This is a genomic window from Pseudomonas hygromyciniae, from assembly GCF_016925675.1.
GTDB lineage: Bacteria > Pseudomonadota > Gammaproteobacteria > Pseudomonadales > Pseudomonadaceae > Aquipseudomonas > Aquipseudomonas hygromyciniae.
Map to the genome: position 1 here is coordinate 4,828,187 of NZ_CP070506.1, position 25,531 is coordinate 4,853,717.

At 60.9% G+C, this 25,531-nt stretch carries 20 protein-coding genes; 17 read left to right on the forward strand and 3 right to left on the reverse strand.

Translation table 11 applies throughout. The features are described from left to right. Positions 1-143 precede the first annotated feature (143 nt). Together JTY93_RS21600 and JTY93_RS21605 are read right to left on the reverse strand one after the other, a co-directional pair. Complete coding sequence (locus JTY93_RS21600) at positions 144-1,538, reverse strand: PhoH family protein (RefSeq protein WP_029297919.1); 1,395 nt, start codon at positions 1,536-1,538, stop codon at positions 144-146. 347 nt (positions 1,539-1,885) lie between these two features. Beyond that, complete coding sequence (locus JTY93_RS21605; protein ID WP_205476743.1) at positions 1,886-3,010, reverse strand: polysaccharide deacetylase family protein; 1,125 nt, start codon at positions 3,008-3,010, stop codon at positions 1,886-1,888. 196 nt (positions 3,011-3,206) lie between these two features. Here JTY93_RS21605 and yaaA point away from each other — a divergent pair, with 196 nt between their 5' ends. The 15 genes from yaaA (at position 3,207) to JTY93_RS21680 (ending at position 22,978) form a co-directional block, all read left to right on the forward strand. Next, positions 3,207-3,986: a peroxide stress protein YaaA gene (yaaA, locus tag JTY93_RS21610; RefSeq protein WP_205476744.1), complete on the forward strand. Its 780-nt coding sequence runs from the start codon at positions 3,207-3,209 to the stop codon at positions 3,984-3,986. A gap of 870 nt (positions 3,987-4,856) precedes the next feature. After that, complete coding sequence (locus JTY93_RS21615) at positions 4,857-6,173, forward strand: nucleotide sugar dehydrogenase (protein ID WP_205476745.1); 1,317 nt, start codon at positions 4,857-4,859, stop codon at positions 6,171-6,173. An 83-nt stretch (positions 6,174-6,256) separates the two neighbouring features. Then, positions 6,257-7,738, forward strand: a complete 1,482-nt coding sequence (gene alg8 / locus JTY93_RS21620; protein WP_178120295.1) for a mannuronan synthase — start codon at positions 6,257-6,259, stop codon at positions 7,736-7,738. A 37-nt stretch (positions 7,739-7,775) separates the two neighbouring features. Continuing rightward, a complete protein-coding gene (locus JTY93_RS21625; protein WP_029297907.1) occupies positions 7,776-8,945 on the forward strand; it encodes an alginate biosynthesis protein Alg44 in 1,170 nt (389 codons plus the stop codon). An 83-nt stretch (positions 8,946-9,028) separates the two neighbouring features. Then, positions 9,029-10,474 (forward strand): alginate biosynthesis TPR repeat lipoprotein AlgK, encoded by a 1,446-nt coding sequence (algK, locus tag JTY93_RS21630; RefSeq protein ID WP_240344287.1) that lies wholly within the window; start codon positions 9,029-9,031, stop codon positions 10,472-10,474. Next, positions 10,471-11,958, forward strand: coding sequence for an alginate export family protein (locus JTY93_RS21635; RefSeq protein ID WP_205476746.1), 1,488 nt, complete (start codon positions 10,471-10,473; stop codon positions 11,956-11,958). The genes algK and JTY93_RS21635 overlap by 4 nt, the downstream gene beginning before the upstream one ends. After that, on the forward strand, positions 11,958-13,547 hold the full coding sequence (gene algG / locus JTY93_RS21640; RefSeq protein ID WP_205476747.1) for a mannuronan 5-epimerase AlgG: 1,590 nt from the start codon (positions 11,958-11,960) through the stop codon (positions 13,545-13,547). Before JTY93_RS21635 ends, algG begins: the two co-directional genes overlap by 1 nt. A gap of 11 nt (positions 13,548-13,558) precedes the next feature. Next, the gene (locus JTY93_RS21645) at positions 13,559-15,007 is read left to right on the forward strand and encodes an alginate O-acetyltransferase (protein WP_205476748.1); all 1,449 of its coding nucleotides are present in this window, start codon (positions 13,559-13,561) and stop codon (positions 15,005-15,007) included. Positions 15,008-15,015: 8 nt separating this feature from the next. Beyond that, positions 15,016-16,116 carry a mannuronate-specific alginate lyase gene (locus JTY93_RS21650; RefSeq protein ID WP_275899055.1) on the forward strand — a complete coding sequence of 367 codons (1,101 nt, stop codon included), beginning with the start codon at positions 15,016-15,018 and terminating at the stop codon, positions 16,114-16,116. 216 nt (positions 16,117-16,332) lie between these two features. Next, positions 16,333-17,865, forward strand: a complete 1,533-nt coding sequence (locus JTY93_RS21655) for an MBOAT family O-acyltransferase (RefSeq protein ID WP_205476750.1) — start codon at positions 16,333-16,335, stop codon at positions 17,863-17,865. Positions 17,866-17,876: 11 nt separating this feature from the next. Beyond that, a complete protein-coding gene (locus JTY93_RS21660; RefSeq protein WP_205476751.1) occupies positions 17,877-19,067 on the forward strand; it encodes an alginate O-acetyltransferase in 1,191 nt (396 codons plus the stop codon). A gap of 16 nt (positions 19,068-19,083) precedes the next feature. After that, a complete protein-coding gene (locus JTY93_RS21665) occupies positions 19,084-19,737 on the forward strand; it encodes an alginate O-acetyltransferase AlgF (RefSeq protein ID WP_205476752.1) in 654 nt (217 codons plus the stop codon). Positions 19,738-19,957: 220 nt separating this feature from the next. Further along, positions 19,958-21,409, forward strand: a complete 1,452-nt coding sequence (locus tag JTY93_RS21670) for a mannose-1-phosphate guanylyltransferase/mannose-6-phosphate isomerase (RefSeq protein ID WP_169994534.1) — start codon at positions 19,958-19,960, stop codon at positions 21,407-21,409. A 272-nt stretch (positions 21,410-21,681) separates the two neighbouring features. Next, a complete protein-coding gene (locus tag JTY93_RS21675; RefSeq protein WP_205476753.1) occupies positions 21,682-22,146 on the forward strand; it encodes a multidrug transporter in 465 nt (154 codons plus the stop codon). A gap of 19 nt (positions 22,147-22,165) precedes the next feature. Further along, a complete protein-coding gene (locus tag JTY93_RS21680; RefSeq protein WP_205476754.1) occupies positions 22,166-22,978 on the forward strand; it encodes an SDR family oxidoreductase in 813 nt (270 codons plus the stop codon). On the opposite strand, the gene JTY93_RS21685 is transcribed toward JTY93_RS21680, so the two are convergent. Beyond that, positions 22,975-23,832 (reverse strand): LysR family transcriptional regulator, encoded by an 858-nt coding sequence (locus JTY93_RS21685; protein ID WP_205476755.1) that lies wholly within the window; start codon positions 23,830-23,832, stop codon positions 22,975-22,977. The two genes, JTY93_RS21680 and JTY93_RS21685, sit on opposite strands and share 4 nt — an antisense overlap. A gap of 110 nt (positions 23,833-23,942) precedes the next feature. On the opposite strand from JTY93_RS21685, the gene JTY93_RS21690 reads away from it, so the two are divergent. Beyond that, positions 23,943-25,124, forward strand: a complete 1,182-nt coding sequence (locus JTY93_RS21690) for an MFS transporter (RefSeq protein WP_205476756.1) — start codon at positions 23,943-23,945, stop codon at positions 25,122-25,124. Continuing rightward, entirely contained in the window at positions 25,124-25,528 is a 405-nt protein-coding gene (locus JTY93_RS21695; RefSeq protein WP_205476761.1) for a DUF4440 domain-containing protein, read from the forward strand. Before JTY93_RS21690 ends, JTY93_RS21695 begins: the two co-directional genes overlap by 1 nt. The last annotated feature ends 3 nt before the right edge of the window (positions 25,529-25,531 follow it).

Genomic DNA, 25,531 nt, shown 5'->3' on the forward strand with positions numbered 1-25,531 from the left:
CTCCTGATCAGAAGCCCCGATTGTAAACCCAACGCCGACCAAAATGTGGGGGCTGGCTTGGCTGCGATAGCGCTGTGTCAGTCAACCTATCATCGACTGAACCACCACTATCGCGGGCAAGCCCGCTCCCACACTGAACGCGGTTACAGGTGGGATTCGGCGTATTCGGCCAGAATCGAGCGTGGTACCCCTTGCAGCGCAATGTGCACGCCGTTCGGGAAGTCCTTGAAGCGTTCCGTCAGGTAGGTCAGCCCGGAGCTGGTCGCGGACAGGTAAGGGGTGTCGATCTGTGCCAGGTTGCCCAGGCACACCACTTTGGAACCGGCACCGGCACGGGTGATGATGGTTTTCATCTGGTGCGGCGTAAGGTTCTGGCATTCATCGATCAAAATCAGGCTCTGCTGGAAGCTGCGACCTCGGATGTAGTTGAGGGATTTGAACTGCAACGGCACTTTGCTGAGGATGTAGTCGACGCTGCCATGGGTGTTTTCGTCATCCATGTGCAGGGCTTCGAGGTTGTCGGTGATCGCCCCCAGCCACGGCTCCATTTTTTCTGCTTCGGTGCCGGGCAAAAAGCCGATTTCCTGGTCCAGGCCCTGCACGCTGCGGGTGGCAATGATGCGGCGGTAGCGCTTGGTGACCATGGTCTGCTCGATGGCAGCCGCCAGGGCGAGGATGGTTTTACCCGAGCCCGCAGCGCCGGTCAGGTTGACCAGGTGGATGTCCGGGTCGAGCAGCGCGTACAGCGCCAGGCTCTGGTAGATATCACGCGGTTTCAGGCCCCAGGCTTCCTGGTGCAACAGGGGTTCCTGATGCAGGTCGAGGATCAGCAGCTTGTCGACCTGGATCTCTTTGATCCAGCCCACAAAACCCTGTTCGTCGATGATGAATTCGTTGATATGCACCGCCGGCAGGTTGTCGGTCAGCTGTACCTGGTGCCAGGTGCGGCCATGGTCCTGGCGGGTCTCAACCTTGCTGACGCGGTCCCAGAACGAGCCGGTCATGGTGTGATAACCACGGGACAGCATCGACACGTCGTCGACCAGTTGGTCGGTACTGTAGTCCTCGGCAGCGATCCCACATGCTCGTGCCTTGAGGCGCATATTGATGTCTTTGGTCACCAGCACCAGGCGCAGGTCCTTATCGCGCGCATGCAGGTCGATCAATTGGTTGATGATCTTGTTGTCGTTGAGGTTTTCCGGCAGCAGGCTGTTGGGTTCGCTGCGCTTGCTCATCAGGATCGACAGCAAGCCCTTGGGCCCGCTCTTGCCACGCTGGATCGGTACGCCGACTTCAACGTCCTCGGGCGAGGCTTCACCCAGGGTCTTGTCGATCAGGCGGATCGCCTGGCGGCATTCGGCGGCGACGCTGTGGTGCCCACTTTTGAGTTTATCGAGCTCCTCGAGCACGATCATCGGGATGGCGACGTGGTGTTCTTCGAAATTGAGCAACGCGTTTGGATCGTGGATCAAAACATTGGTATCAAGCACATAAAGGATTGGCTGGTCGGAAGAAGGGGTACGTCCATGATCATCCATACTCGGTCACCTTTGTGGGAGCCAGTCGACGCAATACCACAACAGTGCTGCGCCTCGATTCGACCACCGAATGCACCTGAGGGACGTCAAGTGCATTGCCCACCTGAGGAGTCTGGGAAGACGCCACCTGTGGTGCAGGTTTCGGCGATCTGTCTTCGTAATACCGCAAAACCCATGACAGGAAAAAGCACTTTGACGCTTTTTTGAAGTTTATTTTTCAGGATGACGAATAGCACTGGCGGGGCGCCACTCACACCGCTAAAGTCGGAAGTCCGCCTGCATCGAAATGTCGCAGCAAATCGCCCCAAAAACCCCTCATCCCCAACAGGGCCGGGCATTTGCGCTTTTCAGCGAAACGCCTCCCGACAATCCTGCCAACCCAGCCCGCTTTGCGCCGTTGCCTGTAGCAACAGGGGCAATGCCACCCGCGCCTTGTCCTGGGTGTCGTGGAATACAATCACCCCCTTGCGCCACAACAACATCAGCGTCAGCACCCGCTGGGCCGACTCGTCGGCCTTGAGCAGGCCGGGTTCATCCTGAGAGTCGATATCCCACAGCGCCACTTGCAGGCCCTGGGCCTGGAAGAAGCCCTGGCTGTCGGCGCGACGCTGGCCATAGGGCGGGCGGAACAGCGGCACGTAGTTTTCCGGCAGCAGGTTCTGGGTCAAGGAGGCGCTGCGGGTGATGGAGCTTTGCCAGTCGAGCCAATGGCTGTGGGAGCGGTACTGCCAGCCCTGGATGCCCACGCACTGGCCTTGGTACAACGCTTGCACATCGGCGGCCGAGGTCTTTTCCAGGCGGGTTTGCAGGCTGTTGCCCAGGACAAAGAAGGTCGCCGTCATTTTCTGCTTGCGCAGGTAATCGGCCAGCCAATCGGTTTGACCGTTAAGTGGCGCTGGGCCGCCATCGAAGGTCAATAGAAACAGGCGGTCGTTGAGCTCATCGCCATTGCGCTCGAAATCCCCAAAACGCGCCACTTCGCTGCTGATTTGCGGGAACAAGGCAGCCTTGCGTAGAAGCTCATCCAGGTAGCGTTGGTGAAACGCGCGACTGGGCCCCGCCCAGCCTATATAGAAAGATTGCTCGCTCACTTCGAACTTGCCGGCCTGCTCGCGCAGGTCGTCCATGTTCTCCACCAGGTAGCAGAACGAGGCGTCCTGTTCGCAGCTTTGCTGGGCAAATCCGTAGTTCTCCAGCAACCGTTGCCAGAGCTGGCGACGCAAGTCGTCGATGGCGCCCTGGTTGATGATCTTCAGCCCCAGGCGCTGCTTGAGAGCCGGTTCATCCAGGGCCTCGCTGGCCAGCAGCGTGTTGGCAAACATGAGGATTTCGGCGCGTGACGCCACATCAAACAGCGCCGGGCTGCTGAGTTTTTCCGGCCAGGTGCCACGGTCCAGGCTGGCGACATCCACACTGGCTGCCTGAGCGCCCAGGCACGTCAGCCAGGCGCACAATAAAAGCGCAATTCGCACAACGGGTCCCCTCTGTAGGAGCGAGCTTGCTCGCGAAGAACGTCAACGATAACACTGGCATCCGGCATGCACGCGGTGCCCCGGCGCTTTTCGCGAGCAAGCTCGCTCCTACAAAAAAGCGTCGCTATAGGCGTGATAGGTGGAGTCCAACTCCCCAACCCCCTAGAATCCCCCGACGATTACAGGAGCCAACTTCATGCTGATGGTGATTTCCCCAGCCAAAACTCTCGATTTCGAGACCCCGCCGGCAACCCCGCACTTCACCCAGCCGCAGTACCTGGACCATTCCCAGGAATTGATCGAGCAGCTGCGCGAGCTGAGCCCGGCGCAGATCAGTGAGCTGATGCATGTTTCCGACAAGATCGGCGGCCTCAACGCCGCACGTTTCGGCAGTTGGACCCCAGCCTTCACCCCAGCCAATGCCAAGCAGGCGCTGCTGGCCTTCAAGGGTGATGTCTACACCGGCCTCAATGCCCAGACCTTCAACGACGCCGACTTCGCCTACGCCCAGGACCACCTGCGCATGCTCTCGGGCCTATACGGCCTGCTGCGCCCGCTGGACCTGATGATGCCGTACCGCCTGGAGATGGGCACCAAGCTGGCCAATGCCCGTGGCAAGGACCTGTACGCCTTCTGGGGCACACGCATCAGCGAGTGGCTCAATGAAGCCCTGGCCGAGCAAGGCGATGACGTGCTGCTGAACCTGGCCTCCAACGAGTACTTCTCGGCGGTCAAGCGCCCGGCGCTCAATGCGCGGATCATCAACACCGAGTTCAAGGACTTGAAGAACGGCCAGTACAAGATCATCAGCTTCTACGCCAAGAAGGCCCGGGGCATGATGAGCCGCTTCGTGATCGAAGAACGCATCAACGACCCGGCCCAGCTAAAGCAGTTCGATGTGCAGGGTTACCGCTTCAATGCCGAGCAATCCAAGCCGGACAACCTGGTGTTTTTGCGCGATCACGCACCGGATTGAGGCTGCACCCGGCTTAAAATGTGGGAGCGGGCTTGCTCGCGAAAGCGGTGTATCAGTCACCGGATAGATTGACTGAAGCACCGCTTTCGCGAGCAAGCCCGCTCCCACATTTGCCCTACATTCCTTCAGTAGAATCGTCATTATTTTGGCGCCAAAAATATTTCTTCAGAATTCATAACGTTTCTTTCACTCGACATTCGTCAGCTTTTTTCGTAGTGGCACCACTTTTTTAAAACAGTAGTGGCATAAAACTATATCCCCGCGCCAACTCCCTATATCCACTCGCCAAATCTGCAAGTGCTATCAATATAGTACTAGTGCCATCTTTCCTAATATTTCAAGAAATTTCGAGAAACAGGATGAGCGGCCAGGAACTATGCCAAAAAGTGCCGCTCATACCACCGGTAACGATTATCTCTGTTCTTGTGCGATATGACTTACACACCGACCAACGGAAGTAGCAAAGTTGTCACATACAACTTTGACTCCTCGGTCTAATTACCAACTGTTTAGTTGAGGGCGGGCGATCAGGTTGCATGACCATCCCCTACAAGGCCAAGGCTAAAGCCTACCTAAATGAGCCAGTGATACAACCCAAGGCACTGATAGTTATGGGCTAAACGTCCATATCAAGGCTTTGCGGCACTGACGCCAGATCCTTCTCCGCGAAGGCTGGCTGCATTTCAGGGCAAGCCCCAACAATAAGGCCAAGTTGCGCACAACTTGAGTGCATTAGTTAGTCACTCGACTTTTAACATGCCTGCACATGAGATTACCGTGTCTATTCACGGTATTACCTAGTGCATGAGTGACGCTTGAAAACATGAACTCCGGCCATCTAATGGCGTGATAAAGATAGAGGTAAATGCGATGCGCATCAGCATATTTGGTTTGGGTTACGTGGGCGCAGTCTGTGCCGGTTGCCTGTCTGCACGGGGCCATGAAGTGGTCGGTGTAGACATTTCCAAGGATAAGATCGACCTGATCAACGCGGGCAAATCCCCCATCGTTGAACCGGGCCTGGGCGAACTGTTGAGCCAGGGCATTGCCACCGGCCGGTTGCGCGGTACCACCAACTTCGCCGACGCCATCCGCGATACCGACCTGTCGATGATTTGCGTCGGCACGCCCAGCAAGAAAAACGGCGACCTGGAACTCAACTACATCGAAGCGGTATGCCGCGAAATCGGTTTTGTGCTGCGTGACAAGACCACTCGCCACACCATCGTGGTGCGCAGCACCGTATTGCCCGGCACCGTGGCCAACGTGGTAATCCCGATCCTCGAAGACTGCTCCGGCAAAAAAGCCGGCGTCGACTTCGGTGTCGCGGTCAACCCGGAGTTCCTGCGCGAATCCACCGCCATCGCCGACTACGACCAGCCCCCGATGACCGTGATCGGTGAACTGGACAAAGCCTCGGGCGACGTCCTGCAGTCGCTGTACGAAGAGCTCGATGCACCGATCATCCGCAAGGACATCGCTGTTGCCGAGATGATCAAGTACACCTGCAACGTGTGGCACGCCACCAAAGTCACCTTCGCCAACGAAATCGGCAACATCGCCAAGGCCGTGGGCGTCGATGGTCGCGAAGTGATGGACGTGGTCTGCCAGGACAAGACCCTCAACCTGTCCCAGTACTACATGCGCCCAGGCTTTGCCTTCGGCGGCTCGTGTCTGCCCAAGGACGTGCGCGCCCTGACCTACCGCGCCAGCTCCCTGGATGTGGAGGCGCCGCTGCTCAACTCGCTGATGCGCAGCAACGAATCCCAGGTGCAGAACGCCTTCGACATCGTCTCCAGCCACGACAAGCGCAAGGTCGCCCTGCTGGGCCTGAGCTTCAAGGCCGGCACCGATGACCTGCGCGAAAGCCCACTGGTAGAGCTGGCGGAAATGCTGATCGGCAAGGGCTTTGACCTGAGCATCTACGACAGCAATGTCGAATACGCCCGTGTGCACGGGGCGAACAAGGACTACATCGAAGGCAAGATCCCCCACGTGTCGTCCCTGCTCAACTCGGACTTCGACGATGTAATCAACAACAGCGACGTGATCATCCTCGGCAACCGCGACGAGAAATTCCGCGCCCTGGCGCAGAACGCCCCGCACGGCAAGCAAGTGATCGACCTGGTGGGCTTCATGTCCCAGGCCACCAGTGTGAATGGCCGTACCGAAGGCATTTGCTGGTAACAGCAACGGCAAGTTTCAAGCTGCAAGTGTCCTGATCCCCAGCGCTTGCAGCTTGAAGCCTTCTTCACCTTCGGATGACGCTTATGTCCAAGTTAAAACACGTACTGCTCCAATCCGCCGGCTGGCTGTTCTTCCTGAGCCTGCTGATGGGACTCGCCCTGCTGCTACCGGCGAGTACGTTCGACTCCGAGTCGAAGAATTTTATTTTCCTGATTGGCGCCGTGGGTATCTGGCGCTACTCGATGGGGGCGACGCATTTCTTTCGCGGCATGCTGTTCCTGTACGTCGTCTACCCGCACCTGCGGCGCAAAGTGCGCAAGCTGGGCAAGGCGGCGGACCCCTCCCATGTGTTCCTGATGGTCACCAGTTTTCGCATCGACGCGCTGACCACCGCCCAGGTCTACAGCTCGGTGATTCGCGAGGCCATTGAGTGCGGCTTCCCCACCACCGTGGTCTGCTCCCTGGTGGAAATGTCCGATGAGCTGCTGGTCAAGAGCCTCTGGGAAAAGATGAACCCACCGGATCACGTCAAGCTCGACTTCGTGCGTATCGCCGGCACCGGCAAGCGCGATGGCCTGGCCTTCGGCTTTCGGGCGATCTCCCGCCACCTGCCGGACGACCGCGCCGTGGTTGCGGTAATCGACGGCGACACCGTGCTCGGCGAAGGCGTGGTACGCAAGACCGTGCCGTGGTTCCAGCTGTTCGGCAATGTCGGCGGCCTGACCACCAACGAGTTCTGCGAAGTACGCGGCGGCTACATCATGAGCGAGTGGCACAAACTGCGCTTCGCCCAGCGCCACATCAACATGTGCTCCATGGCCCTGTCCAAGCGTGTGCTGACCATGACCGGGCGCATGTCGGTGTTCCGTGCCAGCGTAGTCACCGACCCCGGCTTTATCGCCGACGTGGAAAGCGACTCGCTGCAGCACTGGCGCCTGGGCCGCTTCAAATTCCTCACCGGGGATGACAAGTCCAGCTGGTTCAGCCTGATGCGCCTGGGCTACGACACCTTCTACGTGCCCGATGCAGCAATCAACACCGTAGAACACCCACCGGAAAAGAGCTTTATCAAGGCCAGCCGCAAGCTGATGTTCCGCTGGTACGGCAACAACCTGCGCCAGAACTCCCGGGCCCTGGGCTTGGGTATGCAGCGGTTGGGCCTGTTCACCAGCGTGGTGCTGTTCGACCAGCGTGTGTCGATGTGGACCTCGCTGCTGGGCCTGACCGTGGCGATCATCGCCACCTTCAAGTACGGCGGCGCGTTCATCCTCGCTTACCTTTTGTGGATTGGCATCACGCGCCTGATCCTGACCCTGTTGTTGTCGTGCTCCGGCCACAGGATCGGCCCCGCCTACCCGGCGATTCTCTATTACAACCAGATCATGGGCGCGCTGGTGAAGATCTACGTGTTCTTCCGCCTTGATCAACAGTCCTGGACCCGCCAGGACACCAAACTGACCCGCGATTTGGCCAGCTTTCAACGTTGGTTCAACACCTGGTCGTCTCGGACCATGACCTTCTCCGCCGGCAGCATTTTCGTCGCCGTGTTGCTGATGATGGTCTGACCCTGCCAAGCCTGAATTAACTTAAGGAAATGCCCTGATGAACAGTCAAGTAAACGCCAACGTTGTCCACGAATCCGAAGCCCAGCGCCAACATGCCCGGGTGAAAATCCCGGCCAAGCTGCGCTTCTTCGGTGCCGACCGCACGCCCATGGAAGTGCGGGTCATCGACCTCTCCGCCGGCGGCCTGGCTTTCAATGCCGCCCAGCAACCGCTGAAGGTCGGCGATGTGCATAAAGCGCGCCTGCAGTTTGTCATCGACAACCTCGGCCTGGCGATGGACGTGGAGCTGTTGATCCGCTCCCACGACCGCCAGACCGGCCGCACCGGCTGCCAGTTCCAGAACCTGGATGCCCAGGATATTTCCACCCTGCGGCACTTGATCACTTCGCACCTCTCCGGCGATATCGTGACCATGGGCGACGTACTGGCGACCCTGCAGCGCGACAACTTCACCAAGGCGCGCAAGGTCAAGGACAGCGGCAGCGGCATGAGCGCCTTTGGCCGCCTGCGCGCCGTGACCTTCAGCCTGGCAATCTTCCTGGTAGGCCTGGCCGCGTTCGGGTTTGTGTTCAAGTCGGTGTACGGCATGTACTTCGTCAGCCATGCCCAGGCCGGCCTGGTCAGCGTGCCGGGGATGAACGTCACAATGCCCCGCGACGGCACCGTGCAAAGCCTGATCAAGGACAACGGCGTGGCCGCCAAAGGCGCGCCACTGGCGACCTTCAGCACCAGCATGCTTGATGTGCTCAAAGGCCACCTGGACGAAGACCAACTGCAACCGGCCAAGGTCGAAGAGCTGTTCGGCAAGCAAATGACCGGCACCCTGACCTCGCCTTGCGACTGCATCGTCGCCCAGCAGTTGGTGGCCGACGGTCAATATGCAAGCAAGGGTGATGTGATCTTCCAACTGGTGCCGCGTGGCAGCCAGGCCAACGTCGAGGCGCGTTTCTCCTATCGCCAGTTCGGTGATGTGCGCCCAGGCACCCCGGTGAGCTTCCAGGTCGCCGACGAAGAACAGACCCGCACCGGCACCATCGTCAGCAGCACCAGCCTCAACAGCGCCGACCTGTCCTCGGATATCCGCGTGCAGATCAAGCCCGATGCCCCGCTGGACAGCGCCTACGCCGGCCGCCCGGTGGAAGTGACCAGCGACCGTGGCCCGTCCCTGAACTGGCTGATCGATAAAGCCATGGCTGCTGGTCTGTAACTATGAAGACTCTAAAAACACCGCAATTGCTGTGGGAACCGCCTTTTGTGGGAGCCGGGCTTGCCCGCGATGCAGGCGACGCGATGCATCAGACAAACCGCGGCGATGCCATCGCAGGCAAGCCAGCTCCCACAAAAGCGCGCTCCCACATCCGCCCTGTGGCGCTGCTGGCATTGGCGGTCAGCCTGGCCGGTTGCGCCGGCCTGCCCGACCAGCGCCTGGCCAATGAAGCCCTCAAGCGTGGCGATACCGCCACCGCTGCGCAGAACTACCAGCAACTGGCAGACCTGGGTTACAGCGAGGCCCAGGTCGGTCTGGCCGATATCCAGGTCGGCAGCCGCGACCCGGCGCAGATCAAGCAGGCCGAAGCCACCTACCGTGCAGCAGCGGATACATCATCACGTGCCCAGGCCCGTCTCGGCCGCCTGCTGGTAGCCAAGCCCGGTGCCACCGAAGCCGAACACCATGAAGCCGAAAACCTGCTGAAAAAAGCCTTTGCCAATGGCGAAGGCAACACCCTGATCCCCCTGGCCATGCTGTACCTGCAATACCCCCACGATTTTCCCAGCGTCAACGCGCAGCAGCAGATCGATACCTGGCGCACCGCCGGCTACCCCGAAGCGGGCCTGGCGCAGGTGCTGTTGTATCGCACCCAGGGCACTTACGACCAGCACCTGGATGACATCGAGAAAATCTGCAAGGCCGCGCTCAGCAGCACCGATATCTGCTACGTCGAACTGGCCACCGTCTACCAGAAACGCGAGCAACCGGAGCAACAGGCCGAACTGCTCAAGCAGATGGAAGCCGGCTATAGCCGTGGCACCGTCACCGCCCAGCGGGTCGACAGTGTGGCCCGTGTGCTGGGCGATGCTTCGCTGGGCAAGACTGACGAAAAAACCGCCCAGGCCCTGCTGGAAAAAATCGCCCCGGGCTACCCGGCGTCCTGGGTCAGCCTCGCGCAGTTGCTCTACGACTTCCCGGAACTGGGCGATGTCGAGCAGATGATGAAGTACCTGGACAACGGCCGTGCCGCCGACCAGCCCCGCGCCGAATTGTTGCTGGGCAAGCTGTACTACGAAGGCAAGTGGGTACCGGCCGATGCCAAGGCCGCCGAAGCGCACTTCCAGAAAGCCCAGGGCCAGGAAGTGGCTGCCGATTACTACCTCGGCCAGATCTACCGCCGGGGCTACCTGGGCCAGGTCTACTCGCAAAAGGCCCTGGACCACTTGCTGACCGCCGCGCGCAACGGCCAGAACAGCGCCGACTTCGCTATCGCCCAATTATTTTCCCAAGGCAAGGGCACCCGGCCCGACCCACTGAACGCCTATGTGTTCAGCCAACTGGCAAAGATCCAGGACACCCCGCAGGCCAATGAACTGGCCGCGCAACTGGAACAACAACTGCCGCCTGCCCAGCGCGCCGAAGCCCAGCGCCTGCTGCAACAAGAACTGGCCGCCCGTGGCGCCTTGAGCCAAAGCACGCTGCAACTGCACGCCCTGCAAGAAGAAGACGGCGAGGAATCCCTATGAAACTCAATCCATTCGTCAAGGCCGGCATTGGCCTGACCTTCGCCCTGCTGTGGTCGTGCCCGACCCTGGCCGCGCTGACCGAAGACAAGAACTTTGGCCTGGAAGTGAAAGTCACCGGCCAGTCCGAAGATGACCGCGACCTGGGCACGCAAAAAGGCGGCGACGTCAACGGCATCGGCCTGGATGTACGCCCGTGGATCTACGGTGAACGCGGCGCCTGGAGCGCCTACGCCATGGGCCAGGCGGTGGCCTCCAGCGACATCATCGAGACCGACACCCTGCAACAGTCCGATGGCGACACCACCGAGCAGTCGAGCAACAACGACCGCAAGACCAAGAAGAACTACCTGGCCCTGCGCGAGTTCTGGGTCGGCTACAGCGGTTTCACGCCCTACCCTGGCGAGATCCTCAAGCTCGGCCGCCAGCGCCTGCGCAATAACGATGGGCAATGGCGCGACACCAATATCGAAGCGCTGAACTGGACCTTCGACACCACCCTGCTCAAGGCCAATGTCGGCGCTGCCGAACGCTTCAGCGAGTACCGCACCGACCTCAAGGAACTGTCTCCCGAAGACAAGGACCGCCAGCACTTCTATGCCGATGCGGCCTATCAGTGGACTCCCGGCCATTGGGTCGGCCTGCGCGGGCATCACACCCATGACGACGGCAAGCTCGACTACCCGCAACCGGGTGTGGCCGCCGACTCCCTGGACAAGCGCCAAAATGGCGACCTGAGCTGGCTCGGTATCGAGGCCAACAGCGACGCCTATAACTGGCGCAACACCAACACCGTCAACTACTGGGCCAGCGTCACCGGTATGCAGGGCGAGCGCAGCAACATCAACGCCCTGAACAACGACGGCAGCCGCCCGGCCGCCGCCAAGCGCAACACCGATGTGGATGGCTGGGCCACCGACCTCGGCGTGCGCCTGCGCCTCGACCCGCAGTGGCAAGTGGGCGCGGCCTATGCCCGCGCCAGCGCCGACTACGAACAGAACGGCCTGCAAAGCAACCGCTCGAACTTCACCGGCACCCAGTCGCGGGTGCATCGTTTTGGCGAGGCGTTTCGCGGCGAGATGAACAACATGCAGTCCATGAGCCTGTTCGGCTCCTGGCAGTTGCGCGATGACTACGACGCCAGCCTGGTCTACCACAAGTTCTGGCGCGTGGACGGCAACAAGCCGGTGGGCAGCAATGGCATCGATGCGCTGCACAACAACTACGACGACGTCACCGGCGCCGTACTGTCCAGCGCATCCCTGCCGCTGCAAGACGGCAACAAAGACCTTGGCCAGGAGATGGACCTGGTGGTCACCAAGTACTTCAAGAAAGGCCTGCTGCCCGCAGCCCTGAGCCAGTCGATCGACGAACCGTCGGCCCTGGTGCGCTTTCGTGGCGGCGTGTTCAAACCGGGCGACGCCTATGGCAAGCAAGTCGACTCGTACATGCACCGCGCCTTTGTCGATGTGATCTGGCGTTTCTGATGGGAGCCTGCGCAATGAATCCTCACGCCCTCAAAGGCTCGGCCCTGCTCGCTGCGGCAATGCTGCTGGCGTGCGCCCCGGCCTTTGCCAATGTCGAGCCGCAGGTCAAGGCGCCCACCATCGCCAAAGAACTGCAACAGGCCAAGACCTACACCATCACCAGCCCGCCCACCGCGCCGCTGGAAATGGCCAAGCCTGAGCTGCCGGACCTCTCGGGCTACACCGCACAAGCCGTGGCGAAGAAAATCGTGCGCAGCAAGGCCGGCAAGGTCAGCGTGCGCCGGATGATGCAGGAAAACGCCCTCAAGGACTTTATCGGCGGCGACAACAAGATGGCCGAATGGGTGGTGCGCCAGCACGGCATCCCCCAGGCGATCTTTATCGACGACGGCTACATGAACCTCAAGGACCTGCTCAACAAGGTGCCCAAGCAATACCTGAGCGAAACCTCGCCCGGGGTATTCCTGGCCAGGCTGCCGATTGTGGTCGGCGAAAAGGGCATCCTCGAGATCGATAACCAGACCCAGGAATTGCGCCTGTCCCAGGAGGCCGGTTCGTTCCTGGTCAACGACGGCCAGCTGTTTGTGCGCGACACCAAGATCACCGGCTGGCGCGAGAAGGCCAACGGCCCGGCGACCTTTCGCTCGCCCAAGGAATTCCGCCCGTTCCTGCTGGCCTGGGGCGGCACCCAGACCTATATCGTCAACAGCAAGATGGCCAGCTTCGGCTACGCCAACAGTAAGTCCTACGGCGTGAGTATTTCCCAGTACACGCCGAACATGGCCAAGGTCCTCAAGCGCCCGGAACCCACCGGCTGGATCGTCGATTCCGAGTTCTCGGACATGTGGTACGGGTTCTACTGCTACGAGACCACCGGTTTTGTGATCAAGGGCAGCACCTACAAAGACAACATCGTCTACGGCATCGACCCCCATGACCGTTCCCACGGCCTGATCATTGCCGACAACACCGTCTACGGCACCAAGAAAAAGCACGGCATCATTATTTCCCGTGAGGTCAACGACAGCTTCATCTTCAACAACCGCAGCTACGACAACAAGCTGTCGGGCCTGGTGATCGACCGTAACAGCGTGAACAACCTGATCGCCGACAACGAGATCTACCGCAACCACACCGACGGCATCACCCTCTATGAGAGCGGCGACAACCTGTTGTGGGGCAACAAGGTGATCAGCAACCGTCGCCACGGCATTCGGATCCGTAACAGCGTGAATATCCGCCTGTACGAGAACCTCGCCATGGCCAACGGCCTGACCGGCGTCTACGGCCATATCAAGGACCTGACCGATACCGACCGCGACATTGAGCTCGACCCGTTCGACGCCCAGGTCTCGCTGATCGTGGTCGGCGGCGAGCTGGCGGCCAATGGCAGCGGGCCGCTGTCCATCGACTCGCCGTTGAGCATCGAGCTGTACCGCGTGTCGATGCTCGCGCCGACCAAATCCAGTGGCATCAGCTTCTCCGGCGTTCTTGGTGAGCGCCAGGAAGAGATTCTCGACTTGCTGGTACGCCAGAAAAAAGCCGTGCTGATCGACCCTGTCGAACGCCAGACCCCATTGCAGGACTGAGGATGACCTTTATGCACCCACACATGATCAAGCTGCTCAGCCTCTCGGGTTTGACCCTCGGCATCCTGGCCGCCAGCAGCGGCGTGCGCGCCGATGAAATCAAGGCGCCGAACTTTACCGCCGAGCCGTGCTGCAACCTGTGCCCCGAGGCTCACGACGCAAAAAACTACACCACCCGCTACCAGCAGAACTTCACCACCCTGGTACAGGCCCAGGGCGACTGGCTGTTCCGTACCCAGGAAGACCTGCGCACCGAATTCGACACCACCCCGGCCGGCTACAAGCGCATGCAGCAACTGCACGATGCGTTCAAGAGCAAAGGCGTGGAGTTGGTGGTGGTCTACCAGCCGACCCGTGGCCTGGTAAACCGCAACAAGCTCAACCCGGCAGAAAAAGCGCGCTTTGATTTCGACAAGGCCCTGGGCAACTACAAAACCATGCTTGGGCGTTTTGCCAAGATGGGCTACGTGGTGCCGGACCTGTCGCCGCTGACCAACGAGCAGTTGCCCGACGCGATGCCGGCCCACGACTTCTACTTCCGTGGCGACCAGCACTGGACGCCGTATGGCGCCCAGCGCACCGCGAAAATCGTCGGGGCCAAGGTGCGGGCCATGCCTGAATTCGCCGGGATCCCCCAGCGTGAATTCGAGACCAAGAAATCCGGGCGCATGGGCAAGACCGGCACCCTGCACAACATGGCCGGGCAGTTGTGCGGCACCAGCTACGCGATCCAGTACATGGACCAGTTCAGCACCGAGCCCAAGGGCGAGGCGGCGGACGGCGACCTGTTCGGCGATTCCGGCAACCCGCAGATCACCCTGGTGGGCACCAGCCACAGCGGCAAAAACTACAACTTCGCCGGCTTCCTGGAACAGGAAATCGGCGCCGACATCCTTAACGTCGCCTTCCCCGGCGGTGGCCTGGAAGGCTCGATGATCCAGTACCTGGGCAGCGAAGAGTTCCAGAAAAGCCCACCGAAGATTCTGATCTGGGAGTTCTCGCCGCTGTATCGCCTCGACCAGGAAACCATCTACCGCCAGATGATGGCCCTGCTCGACAACGGCTGCGAAGGCAAGCCGGCGCAGATGAGCGCCAGCACCACCCTCAAGCCCGGCAAGAACGAGCTGATGGTCAACAGCAAGAACATGGACCTGCGCAATAGCCGCCATCAGGTCGACATTCGCTTCGCCGATCCTTCGGTGAAAACCCTGCAAGCCACCCTCTGGTACATGAACGGTCGCCACGAGGACATCAAGATCGACAAACCCGAAACATCCGAGACAGACGGGCGTTTCGCCTTTGAACTGCGCACCGATGAAGACTGGGCCTCGCAGAACCTGCTGGCCGTGGAAGTGCAGGGCCCCGAAGCGGGCGCTGCCGCGCAGAAAGTCGAAGCGAAAATTTGCACACGCAACGTGTTCCCAAGCGGCGGTCAGCAGACCGCGCAACTTGGGCAATGAGGTTACCTATGCACAAGTTACTGATTCCAACGCTGCTGGGCCTGGCGATGTTTGCAGGCCAAGTCAACGCCGCCGCGCCGCTGCGCCCGCCCCAGGGCTATTTCGCGCCGATTGAAGCGTTCAAGACCGGCGACTTCAAGAACGACTGCGACGCCATGCCGGCGCCCTACACCGGCTCGCTGCAGTTTCGCAGCAAATATGAAGGCTCCGATAAAGCCCGTTCGACCCTGAACGTGCAGTCGGAAAAAGCCTTTCGCGACAGCACCGCCGATATCACCAAACTGGAAAAGGACACCAGCAAGCGGGTGATGCAGTTCATGCGCGACGGTCGCCCGGAGCAATTGCAATGCACTCTGAACTGGCTGGTGAGCTGGGCCAAGGCCGATGCGTTGATGTCCAAGGACTTCAACCACACCGGCAAATCCATGCGCAAATGGGCGCTGGGCAGCATGGCTTCGGCCTATGTGCGCCTGAAGTTCTCCGAGTCGCAACCGCTGGCCAAGTACCCGCAGGAGTCGCAACTGATCGAAGCCTGGTTCAACAAACTGGCCGAGCAAGTGGTCAGCGACTGGGACAACCTGCCCCTGGAAAAAACCAACAACCACTCGTACTGGGCCGCCTGGTCGGTGATGGCCACGTCCGTCGCCACCAACCGTCGCGACCTGTTCGATTGGGCCGTCAAGGAATACAAGGTCGGCGCCAACCAGGTCGACGCCCAGGGCTACCTGCCCAACGAATTGAAGCGCCAGCAACGGGCCTTGGCCTACCACAACTACGCCCTGCCGCCGCTGGCGATGATCGCCAGTTTTGCCCTGGTCAATGGCGTGGATGTGCGCGGTGAGAACAACGGCGCGCTCAAGCGCCTGGGCGACAAAGTGCTGGCCGGGGTGAAGGACCCGGACATCTTCGAGCAGAAGAACGGCAAAGAGCAGGACATGAAGGACTTGAAGCAGGACATGAAATTCGCCTGGCTCGAACCCTTCTGCACCCTCTACACCTGCGCCCCGGAAGTGATCGAACGCAAGCACGACATGCAACCGTTCAAGACCTTCCGCCTGGGCGGCGACCTGACCAAGGTCTACGACCCGGCGCACGAAAAAGGCCGTTGATGGAACGGGCTCCCAATGTGGGAGCGGGCTTGCCCGCGATAGCGGTCTGACATTCAGCATTGATGTCACCTGACACACCGTTATCGCAGGCAAGCCAGCTCCCACATTTTGGGCCGGTTTCGACAGTGAAAAAGTAGTACCGCCCTCCCCGGTTTTTCGTGGGGGGTTTGGGGGGCCGTTGGCCCTTGACTGTTGGTTAAACATGGAGAGATCGGGATGGTTTTCTCGTCCAATGTGTTCCTGTTTCTGTTCTTGCCGATCTTTCTCGGCTTGTACTATTTGAGCGGGCAACGCTATCGCAATCTGCTGCTGCTGATTGCCAGCTACGTGTTCTACGCCTGGTGGCGGGTGGACTTCCTGGCGCTGTTCGCCGCCGTGACCCTGTGGAACTACTGGATCGGCCTCAAGGTCGGTGCCGCTGGCGTGCGCACCAAGCCGGCGCAGCGCTGGCTGTTGCTCGGGGTGGCGGTTGACCTGTGCATCCTGGGCTACTTCAAGTACGCCAACTTCGGTGTCGACAGCATCAACCTGATGATGAAATCGGCGGGCCTGGAGCCGTTTATCCTCACCCACGTGCTGTTGCCGATCGGGATCTCGTTCTACATCTTCGAGTCCATCAGCTACATCATCGACGTGTACCGCGGCGACACCCCGGCGACCCGCAACCTCATCGACTTTGCGGCGTTCGTGGCGATCTTCCCACACCTGATCGCCGGCCCCGTGCTGCGCTTTCGCGACCTGGCCGACCAGTTCAACAACCGCACCCACACCCTGGATAAATTCTCCGAGGGCTGCACGCGGTTCATGCAGGGCTTTATCAAGAAGGTGTTTATCGCCGACACCCTGGCGGTGGTGGCCGACCATTGCTTCGCCCTGCAAAACCCCACCACGGGCGATGCCTGGCTCGGCGCGCTGGCGTATACCGCGCAGCTGTATTTCGACTTCTCCGGCTACAGCGACATGGCCATCGGCCTGGGCTTGATGATGGGTTTCCGCTTTATGGAAAACTTCAAGCAGCCGTATATCAGCCAGTCGATCACCGAGTTCTGGCGGCGCTGGCATATCAGCCTGTCTACCTGGTTGCGCGACTACCTGTACATCACCCTGGGTGGCAACCGCAAAGGCACGCTGACCACCTATCGCAACCTGTTCCTGACCATGTTGCTCGGCGGCCTGTGGCACGGTGCGAACATCACTTACATCGTGTGGGGCGCCTGGCACGGCATGTGGCTGGCGATTGAAAAAGCCATCGGCCTCAACACTTCGCCACGCAGCTTCAACCCGGTGCGCTGGGCCTTCACCTTCCTGCTGGTGGTGATGGGCTGGGTGATCTTCCGCGCCGAAAACCTGCACGTTGCCGGGCGCATGTACGGCGCGATGTTCAGCTTTGGCGAGTGGTCGCTGTCGGAACTCAACCGCGCCAACCTCACCGGCCTGCAAGTGGCAACCATGGTGGTGGCCTACGCCACGCTGGCGTTCTTCGGCCTGCGCGACTTCTACCGCAATCGCCCGGCCGACAAGGCCAAGCCGGCTGACCCGAGCCTGATCAAGGCGGTGCCTGGGGATAACCCCGGCAGCATCCAGGAACCGGGTTTCAGCGTCGGCAGCAACGCCGCCGTGCAACCGGCCTACTGGACTGCCGACTGGCCACGCTATGCCATGCGCGCCCTGATTCTGCTGCTGTTCGTGGCGTCGATTCTGAAACTCTCGGCGCAAAGCTTCTCGCCGTTCCTTTACTTCCAATTCTGAGGGAGCCGACCATGACCCGTTCATTCCGCATCCTCTACACCGCGCTGTTCATGGCCCTGCTTATGGCCCTGGGCGCGTGGTCGGTGCGCAGTTTCTTCGGTTTCAATACCAACGCCGACGCCACCGTGCTCAACGGGCGCTGGGCCAAGGCGGTCGAGACCCATTACGACGATGAGTTCCCGATCAAGCGCCTGGGCACCAACCTCTGGGCGGCGCTGGACTACAAGCTGTTCAACGAAGGCCGCCCAGGCGTGGTGCTGGGCCGCGATCACTGGTTGTACAGCGACGAGGAATTCAACCCCGCCGTCAACGAAGAGCAGAACCTGCAAGACAACTACGCCCTGGTCGAAGGCGTGCGCCAGACCCTCAAGGCCAAGGGCGTGCAGTTGGTGATGGCAATTGTCCCGGCCAAGGTGCGCCTGTACCCCGAGCACCTGGGTGAAGTACAACCGGCGAGCATTCACGCCGGGCTCTACCAGGACTTCCATGCCCGGGTTGCCGCCGACAAGATCATCGCCCCCGACCTGCTGGGCCCGCTGCAACAAGCCAAGCTCCACGGCCAGCAAGTGTTCCTGCGCACCGACACCCACTGGACCCCGGATGGCGCCGAAGTCGCCGCCAAGCAACTGGCCAGCGTGATCAACGCCAAGACCCTGCTCAGCGGCGAGCCCCAGCGGTTTGTCACCGACGCCGAAAGCATCGCCCCCCACAGCGGTGACCTGCGCCTGTTCCTGCCACTGGACCCGTTGTTCGAAAACCTGATGCCGCCCAAGGAGCCCCTGCAAAAACGCGTGACCCACGCGGTGCAAGCCCAGGCAGCCGGCGATGACGCACTGTTCGCCGACAGCGAAATGCCGGTGGCCCTGGTGGGCACCAGCTACAGCGCCAACCCCAACTGGAACTTCGTCGGTGCCCTCAAGCAAGCCCTGGGCAGCGAAGTGGTGAACTACTCCGAAGACGGCCACGGCCCGATCCTGCCGATGCTCAGTTACCTGAAAAGCGATGACTTCAAGAACAGCCCGCCACAAGTGCTGATCTGGGAGTTCCCGGAACGCTATCTGCCGGTGAACAACGAAATCGGCGACGCCGACCCCAAGTGGGTTGCGCAACTCAAGCAAGCCGGTACACGCCAACAGAACATGGCAATCAACACACCCGTTAAAACCCAGAAATCCGAGACGCCCGACCGGGCGCAAAACTGAAAGAGAGGTAACTCACATGACTTTCACTACTACTCCGCGTCGTCTCGCCAAGACCCTGGCCCTGGCCGCCGGCTTGAGCTTCGTGTCGATGTCCGCCTTCGCCGGCGACGCCGCCCTCTACGGACCCATCGCGCCAAAAGGCTCGAGCTTCGTGCGCCTGTTCAACGCCAGCAACCAGGAAGTCAGCGCCAGCGTCGGCAACACCGCGTTGAGCGATGTGGCGCCCCTGGCCAGCAGCGACTTCAGCTTCCTGCCGGGCGGTGACTACAGCGCCAAGGTCGGCAGCCAGAACGTCACGGTCAAGCTGGCCGCCGATCATTACTACACCCTGGTCAACAGCGGCACTGGCCAGCCGCAACTGATCGAAGAACCACCGTTCAAGAACAAGCAGAAATCCCTGGTGCGCGTGCAGAACCTCAGCGACAAAGCCCTGACCCTGAAGACCGCCGACGGCAAGACCGACGTGGTCAAGGCCGTGGCCGCCAAAGGCCGTGGCGAGCGCGAGATCAACCCGGTGAAGGTCAGCCTGGCGCTGTATGACGGCGATAAAAAAGTCGGCGACGTGAAGCCGGTGGCGCTGGAGCGTGGTGAGGCGGCGGTGCTGTATGTCACCGGTTCCGGCAGCAGCCTGTCGCCGGTGTGGGTCAAGCGCCCCGTGTCGACCCGCTGATGATTTCCTGAATTGACGGCTACCCACTGTAGGAGCGAGCTTGCTCGCGAAAATCGCCAACGATAACGCGGGCAGTCTGCATGAACGCGGTGTCTGGAAGTGCTTCGCGAGCAAGCTCGCTCCTACAGGGGATCAAAGTGGCAGTTCGGACCGAGACAAAAACAAGAGTGAAACGACTGAATTTCGTTGCTCTAACCCATACAGATTCAAGGAGAAACCCATGATCCCAGTAATCCTTTCCGGTGGTAGCGGCTCACGTCTTTGGCCGCTTTCCCGCAAACAGTTCCCTAAGCAGTTCCTGGCCCTGACCGGCGAACACACGCTGTTCCAACAAACCCTGGAGCGCCTGGTGTTTGAAGGCATGGACGCACCGATCATTGTCTGCAACAAAGACCACCGCTTCATCGTCAACGAGCAGTTGAGCACGCGCAAGCTGGAGAGCCAGCGCATCCTGATGGAGCCCTTTGGCCGCAACACCGCGCCGGCCGTGGCCCTGACCGCGATGATGCTGGTCAATGAAGGCCGTGACGAGCTGATGCTGGTCCTGCCCGCCGACCATGTACTGGACGACCAGAAAGCCCTGCAACGCGCCCTGGCCCTGGCCACCGTGGCCGCCGAGCGTGGCGAAATGGTGCTGTTCGGCGTGCCGGCCACCCGCCCGGAGACCGGCTACGGCTACATCAAGTCCACCAACGACTCACTGCTGCCCGAAGGCGTCAGCCGGGTGCAGCAGTTCGTCGAGAAGCCGGATGAAAAACGTGCGGTGGAGTTCGTCAAAAGCGGCGGTTATTTCTGGAACAGCGGCATGTTCCTGTTCCGCGCCAGCCGCTTCCTCGAAGAGCTGAAAAAGCACGACCCGGACATCTACGACACCTGCGTGCTGACCCTGGAGCGTAGCGAACACACCGCCGACACCGTGACCTTCGACGAAGCCACCTTCGCCTGCTGTCCGGACAATTCCATCGACTACGCGGTAATGGAAAAAACCCAGCGCGCCTGCGTGGTGCCGCTCAGTGCCGGCTGGAGCGACGTGGGCTGCTGGGCCTCGCTGTGGGCGGTCAATGACAAAGACGCCAACGGCAACGTGACCAAGGGCGACGTGGTGATCCAGGACAGCAAGAACTGCATGATCCACGGCAACGGCAAGCTGGTGTCGGTGATCGGCCTGGAAAACATCGTGGTGGTGGAAACCAAGGACGCGATGATGATTGCCCACAAGGACAAGGTCCAGGGCGTCAAGCAGATGGTCAACACCCTCAACGAACAGGGGCGCAGCGAGACCCAGAACCACTGCGAGGTCTACCGCCCGTGGGGTTCCTACGACTCGGTGGACATGGGTGGGCGCTTCCAGGTCAAGCACATCTCGGTCAAGCCGGGCGCGTGCCTGTCGCTGCAGATGCACCATCACCGCGCCGAACACTGGATCGTGGTCAGTGGCACCGCTGAAGTGACCTGCGACGAGAACGTGTTCCTGCTGTGCGAGAACCAGTCCACCTACATCCCGATTGCCTCGGTGCATCGCCTGCGCAACCCGGGCAAGATCCCGTTGGAGATTATCGAAGTGCAATCGGGCAGCTATCTGGGCGAGGACGATATCGAGCGGTTTGAAGATATCTACGGGCGCTCGACGCCGGTTGAGCGTGGCGTGTCGGTGAAAACCATCGCGCAGTAAAACAGTCGTACGAGAAGCCCCTATCCAGCCCATTGCGTCCCCTATCCGCAGTGGGCTGGGTGGGGGCTTTTTTGGGGTTTTGGGTGATGCTGAGGGCCTTTTCGCGAGCAAGCCCGCTCCCACAGTTGGGCCGTGTCCATCCTTGGAATACGGTCAACCTGTGGGAGCGGGCTTGCTCGCGAAGGCGTCAGCCCAGCCAACACACCTCTTAAGGTAGCCAATCACGCCTACGCTTCAGTTAGGATGCTCGTTCCTTATTTGAGGTGGTCTCCATGTTCTTCGGCGTTCTACTGATCATCACCTGGCTGATCCTGCTGCTGCGCTACCCCGCCAAGGCCTTGCCGGTTTCCCTGGCGGCCGCCGTGGGCCTGGGGTTCGTGGCGATGTGGGTGGTGTGGCTGGACAACCGCGAAGCCTCGCAGCTATCGCGCCTGGAGCTGCGCATCAGCTACGCCCCCGAGCAGTGCCCCGCCGACCGCCCCTTGCAGCTCAAGCTCAACAACGGCAACGACGTGCCCCTGACCGAATTGCGCTGGCGCGTCGCCGCCTACGCGCCGGGTGACACGGTGAACCTGGCCGATAACGTCTATGCGGCCCCCCGCTACCGCGGCCCCGGCGAGTTGCAGGCCGGTGCCGATTGGGAAGACTGCCTGCCCGTACCGCCGCTGCGTCCCGGCTATCGCCCGCAAACCCTGGAATTTCGCGCCGAGCACCTGCAAGGCAGCTTCGCCGACTGACCCGACAAAGGATTGATCCATGCCCAACGTGCTTATCACCGGTTGCTCCAGCGGCATTGGCCGTGCCCTGGCTGACGCGTTCAAGTCCGCCGGCTTCGAGGTGTGGGCCAGCGCCCGTCGTGAAGACGACGTCGCCGCCCTCGCCGCTGCAGGTTTTAATGCGGTGAACCTGGACGTCAACGACAGCGCCGCCCTGCAACACCTGGCCGAACAGTGGGGCGAGCTGGATGTGCTGATCAACAACGCCGGCTACGGCGCCATGGGCCCGTTGCTCGACGGCGGCACCGAGGCGATGCAGCGCCAGTTCGAGACCAACGTGTTTTCCATCGTCGGCGTGACCCAGGCCCTGTTCCCCGCACTGCGCGCCCGCAAAGGCCTAGTGGTGAATATCGGCAGTGTTTCCGGGGTGCTGGTCACGCCATTCGCCGGCGCCTACTGCGCCTCCAAGGCCGCCGTGCATGCCTTGAGCGACGCATTGCGCATGGAGCTGGCGCCATTTGGCGTGCGGGTGATGGAAGTGCAGCCGGGGGCCATTGATACAAGCTTTGCGAAAAACGCCGGGGCCCAGGCTGAATTGTTGATCAACGAAAAATCGCCGTGGTGGCCGTTGCGTGACGGTATTCGGGCGCGCTCCCAGGCTTCACAGAACAACCCGACTTCGGCCGAGCAATTTGCCGCTCAAGTGCTGAGGGCGGTGCAACAACCCAAACCGCCACGGCTGCTGCGTGCGGGCAATGGCAGCACAGCGTTGCCGTTGATGTCAGCGTTGTTGCCTAAAGCGTTACTGGAGAAAGTCTTGAAGAAGCGCTTCGGGCTCTCGGGTTCACTCTAGCCCTTCATAAAATCAATAAACGCCCGCACCTTCAGGGGCAAATGCCGCGTATCCGGGTACATGGCGTAAATCCCCTGGGGGGCGAAGCGATGGTCCGCCAGCAGGCGCACCAACCTGCCCGCCTCAAGATCCTCCTGCACCAGCCATTGTGGCAGCACTGCTACGCCATGGCCGCGCAGGGCAAACGCCTGAAGCACAGACGCACTGTCGGCCGTCAGTGCAGTGGGGCCGGGGCGATATTGATGCTCGCCACCGGCCGGGTCGCTCAGGCTTAGCTCGGTCAGGCGGCCATGGCCCAGCTTGGGCACTTGTTCCAGCTCATCGAGCGTGCGAATCCCGGCAAATGCAGGCGCTGCCACCGCAAACACCTCGAACGTCGACAACTGCACCGCACGATGGTTGGAGTCGAGCAATCGTCCCAGCCGAATCGCCACGTCAAAACGCTCCGAAATCAAATCGGCATGGGTGGAGGATGTGGATAAGTGAACATGCAGGTCCGGATGCAGACGCCGAAAGGCTTCCACTTTCGGTGCAACCACCGCCAGCGCATATTCCACGGTGGTGGTGATACGCAGCGTGCCCTTGAGTTGGGCGTGTTCGCTGCGGGCCTCTTCCACCGCCAGCCGCGCTTCTTCGAGCATGCGCGTACAGCGTGAATAAAAGCGTTCGCCGGCGTCGGTGAGCGCCAGTTGACGGGTGCTGCGGGTCAACAGGGTAACGCCCAGCTCGGCCTCCAGGCGCTTGAGGTTGAAACTGACCACCGCGCGGGTCTGGCCCAGCAGCTCGGCAGCAGCCGTCAACGAGCCGGCCTCGACCACGGCCTTGAATGTATCGAATCGGTCCAGGCTGACCATGGTCACCGGCCCCTTTGTCAAAATGAATTTGACAAACTAGCAGGCAAACCGAGGTATCCCAAGCCCTGCAGCACGCCTACCCTGCGCGCCTCACTCGCAGGATCATGTTCATGACCTACCGCTCGAAAATCGCCTGGATCTTTTTGCTGGGCTTCGCCCTCGACCTGGTGAACATGTTTGTCGCCACCGTCGCCTACCCGGATATCGCCCGCGAGCTACAGGCTTCGGTCACGCAATTGGCGTGGGTCAGCAATGCCTACCTGCTCGGGTTGACCGTGATCATTCCCTTCAGTGTATGGCTGGCGGCAATGCTCGGAGAAAGACGTTTGATTGCCGCCAGCCTGCTGCTGTTCGCGGGCGCTTCAGTGATGGTTGGTCAGGCCGGCTCGATCGAGGCGCTGATCGGTTGGCGCTTGCTGCAAGGTTTGGGCGGTGGTCTGCTGATCCCGGTGGGGCAGGCCTTGGCTTATCGACACTTTCCCGCCGCAGAACGCAGCCAACTCACCGCCCGGGTGATGTCGGTGGCACTGCTGGTGCCGGCGCTGTCACCGGCGTTGGGCGGGTTGCTGGTCGATATGGTGTCCTGGCGCTGGATCTTCTACGCCAACTTGCCGTTGGCGTTGTTCACCCTGCTGCTGGCGTGGCTGTGGATAAAACCGGACGCGCCGGCGACTGCGCGCCCCACCCTGGAGATGGGCAACCTGTTCAAACAGATCGGCAACCCGATGCTGCGCATCGCGATGCTGGTCTACGTGTGCATCCCCGGTGTATTTATCGGCACCAGCCTGATCGCCATCCTCTACCTGCGCGGCCTGGGCTATGACGCCACGCGCACCGGCGCACTGATGCTGCCGTGGGCATTGGCATCGGCACTGGCCATCTTCCTCAGCAAGCAGCTGTTCAACCGCTGCGGCCCCAAGCCCTTGTTGCTGGCGGGCATGGGCCTGCAATGCGGCGGTATCCTGTTGCTCAACGAGCCGTCCCTGATCATTCTCGCCTACGGCCTGATGGGCCTGGGCGGCAGCCTGTGCAGCAGCACTGCACAGACCCTGGCCTTTCTCGATATCCCCGCCCAGCGCATGGGCTACGCCAGTGCGCTATGGAATATCAATCGGCAGTTGAGCTTTTGCCTCGGTGCAGCGGCACTCAGCGCCGTGCTATCGGCCTCGGATTCCTTCACCATGACCTTCTTGATCGCGGCAGCCCTGACACTGCTGCCGCTCTTGGCAGTGCTGAGCCTGGATACCTCCAGGGTTCGCGCACTGCTTCACCCAGCCAGCGAGCCTCAATGATGATTGATTACAGCGACTTTTTTGAAGAAGTGATCCAGACCCACATCGAGATCGAGCAATGGTTTGCCGGCACAGCCCCCGAAGGCACCCTGCAGAATCTGCTGGCGCGCTTCTCCCCCGAGTTCAGCATGATCGCTCCCGCCACCGGCGCACGGGTCAATACAGCCGGGGTCAACGCCCTGTTCACCCGCCTGGGCGGCATGCGTCCGGGGTTGAAAATCACCTTGAGCGAACTGACCGGCATTGACCGACATGCACGGGGCGCCACGGTGACCTACCGTGAACACCAGATCGATGACAGCGGCACCCAAACAGACCGCCGCGCCACCGTGGTGTTCGAGAAACAGGCAAGCGGCGCGTTGCTGTGGCGGCATCTGCACGAGACCTACATCCAAGGCCATTAACCC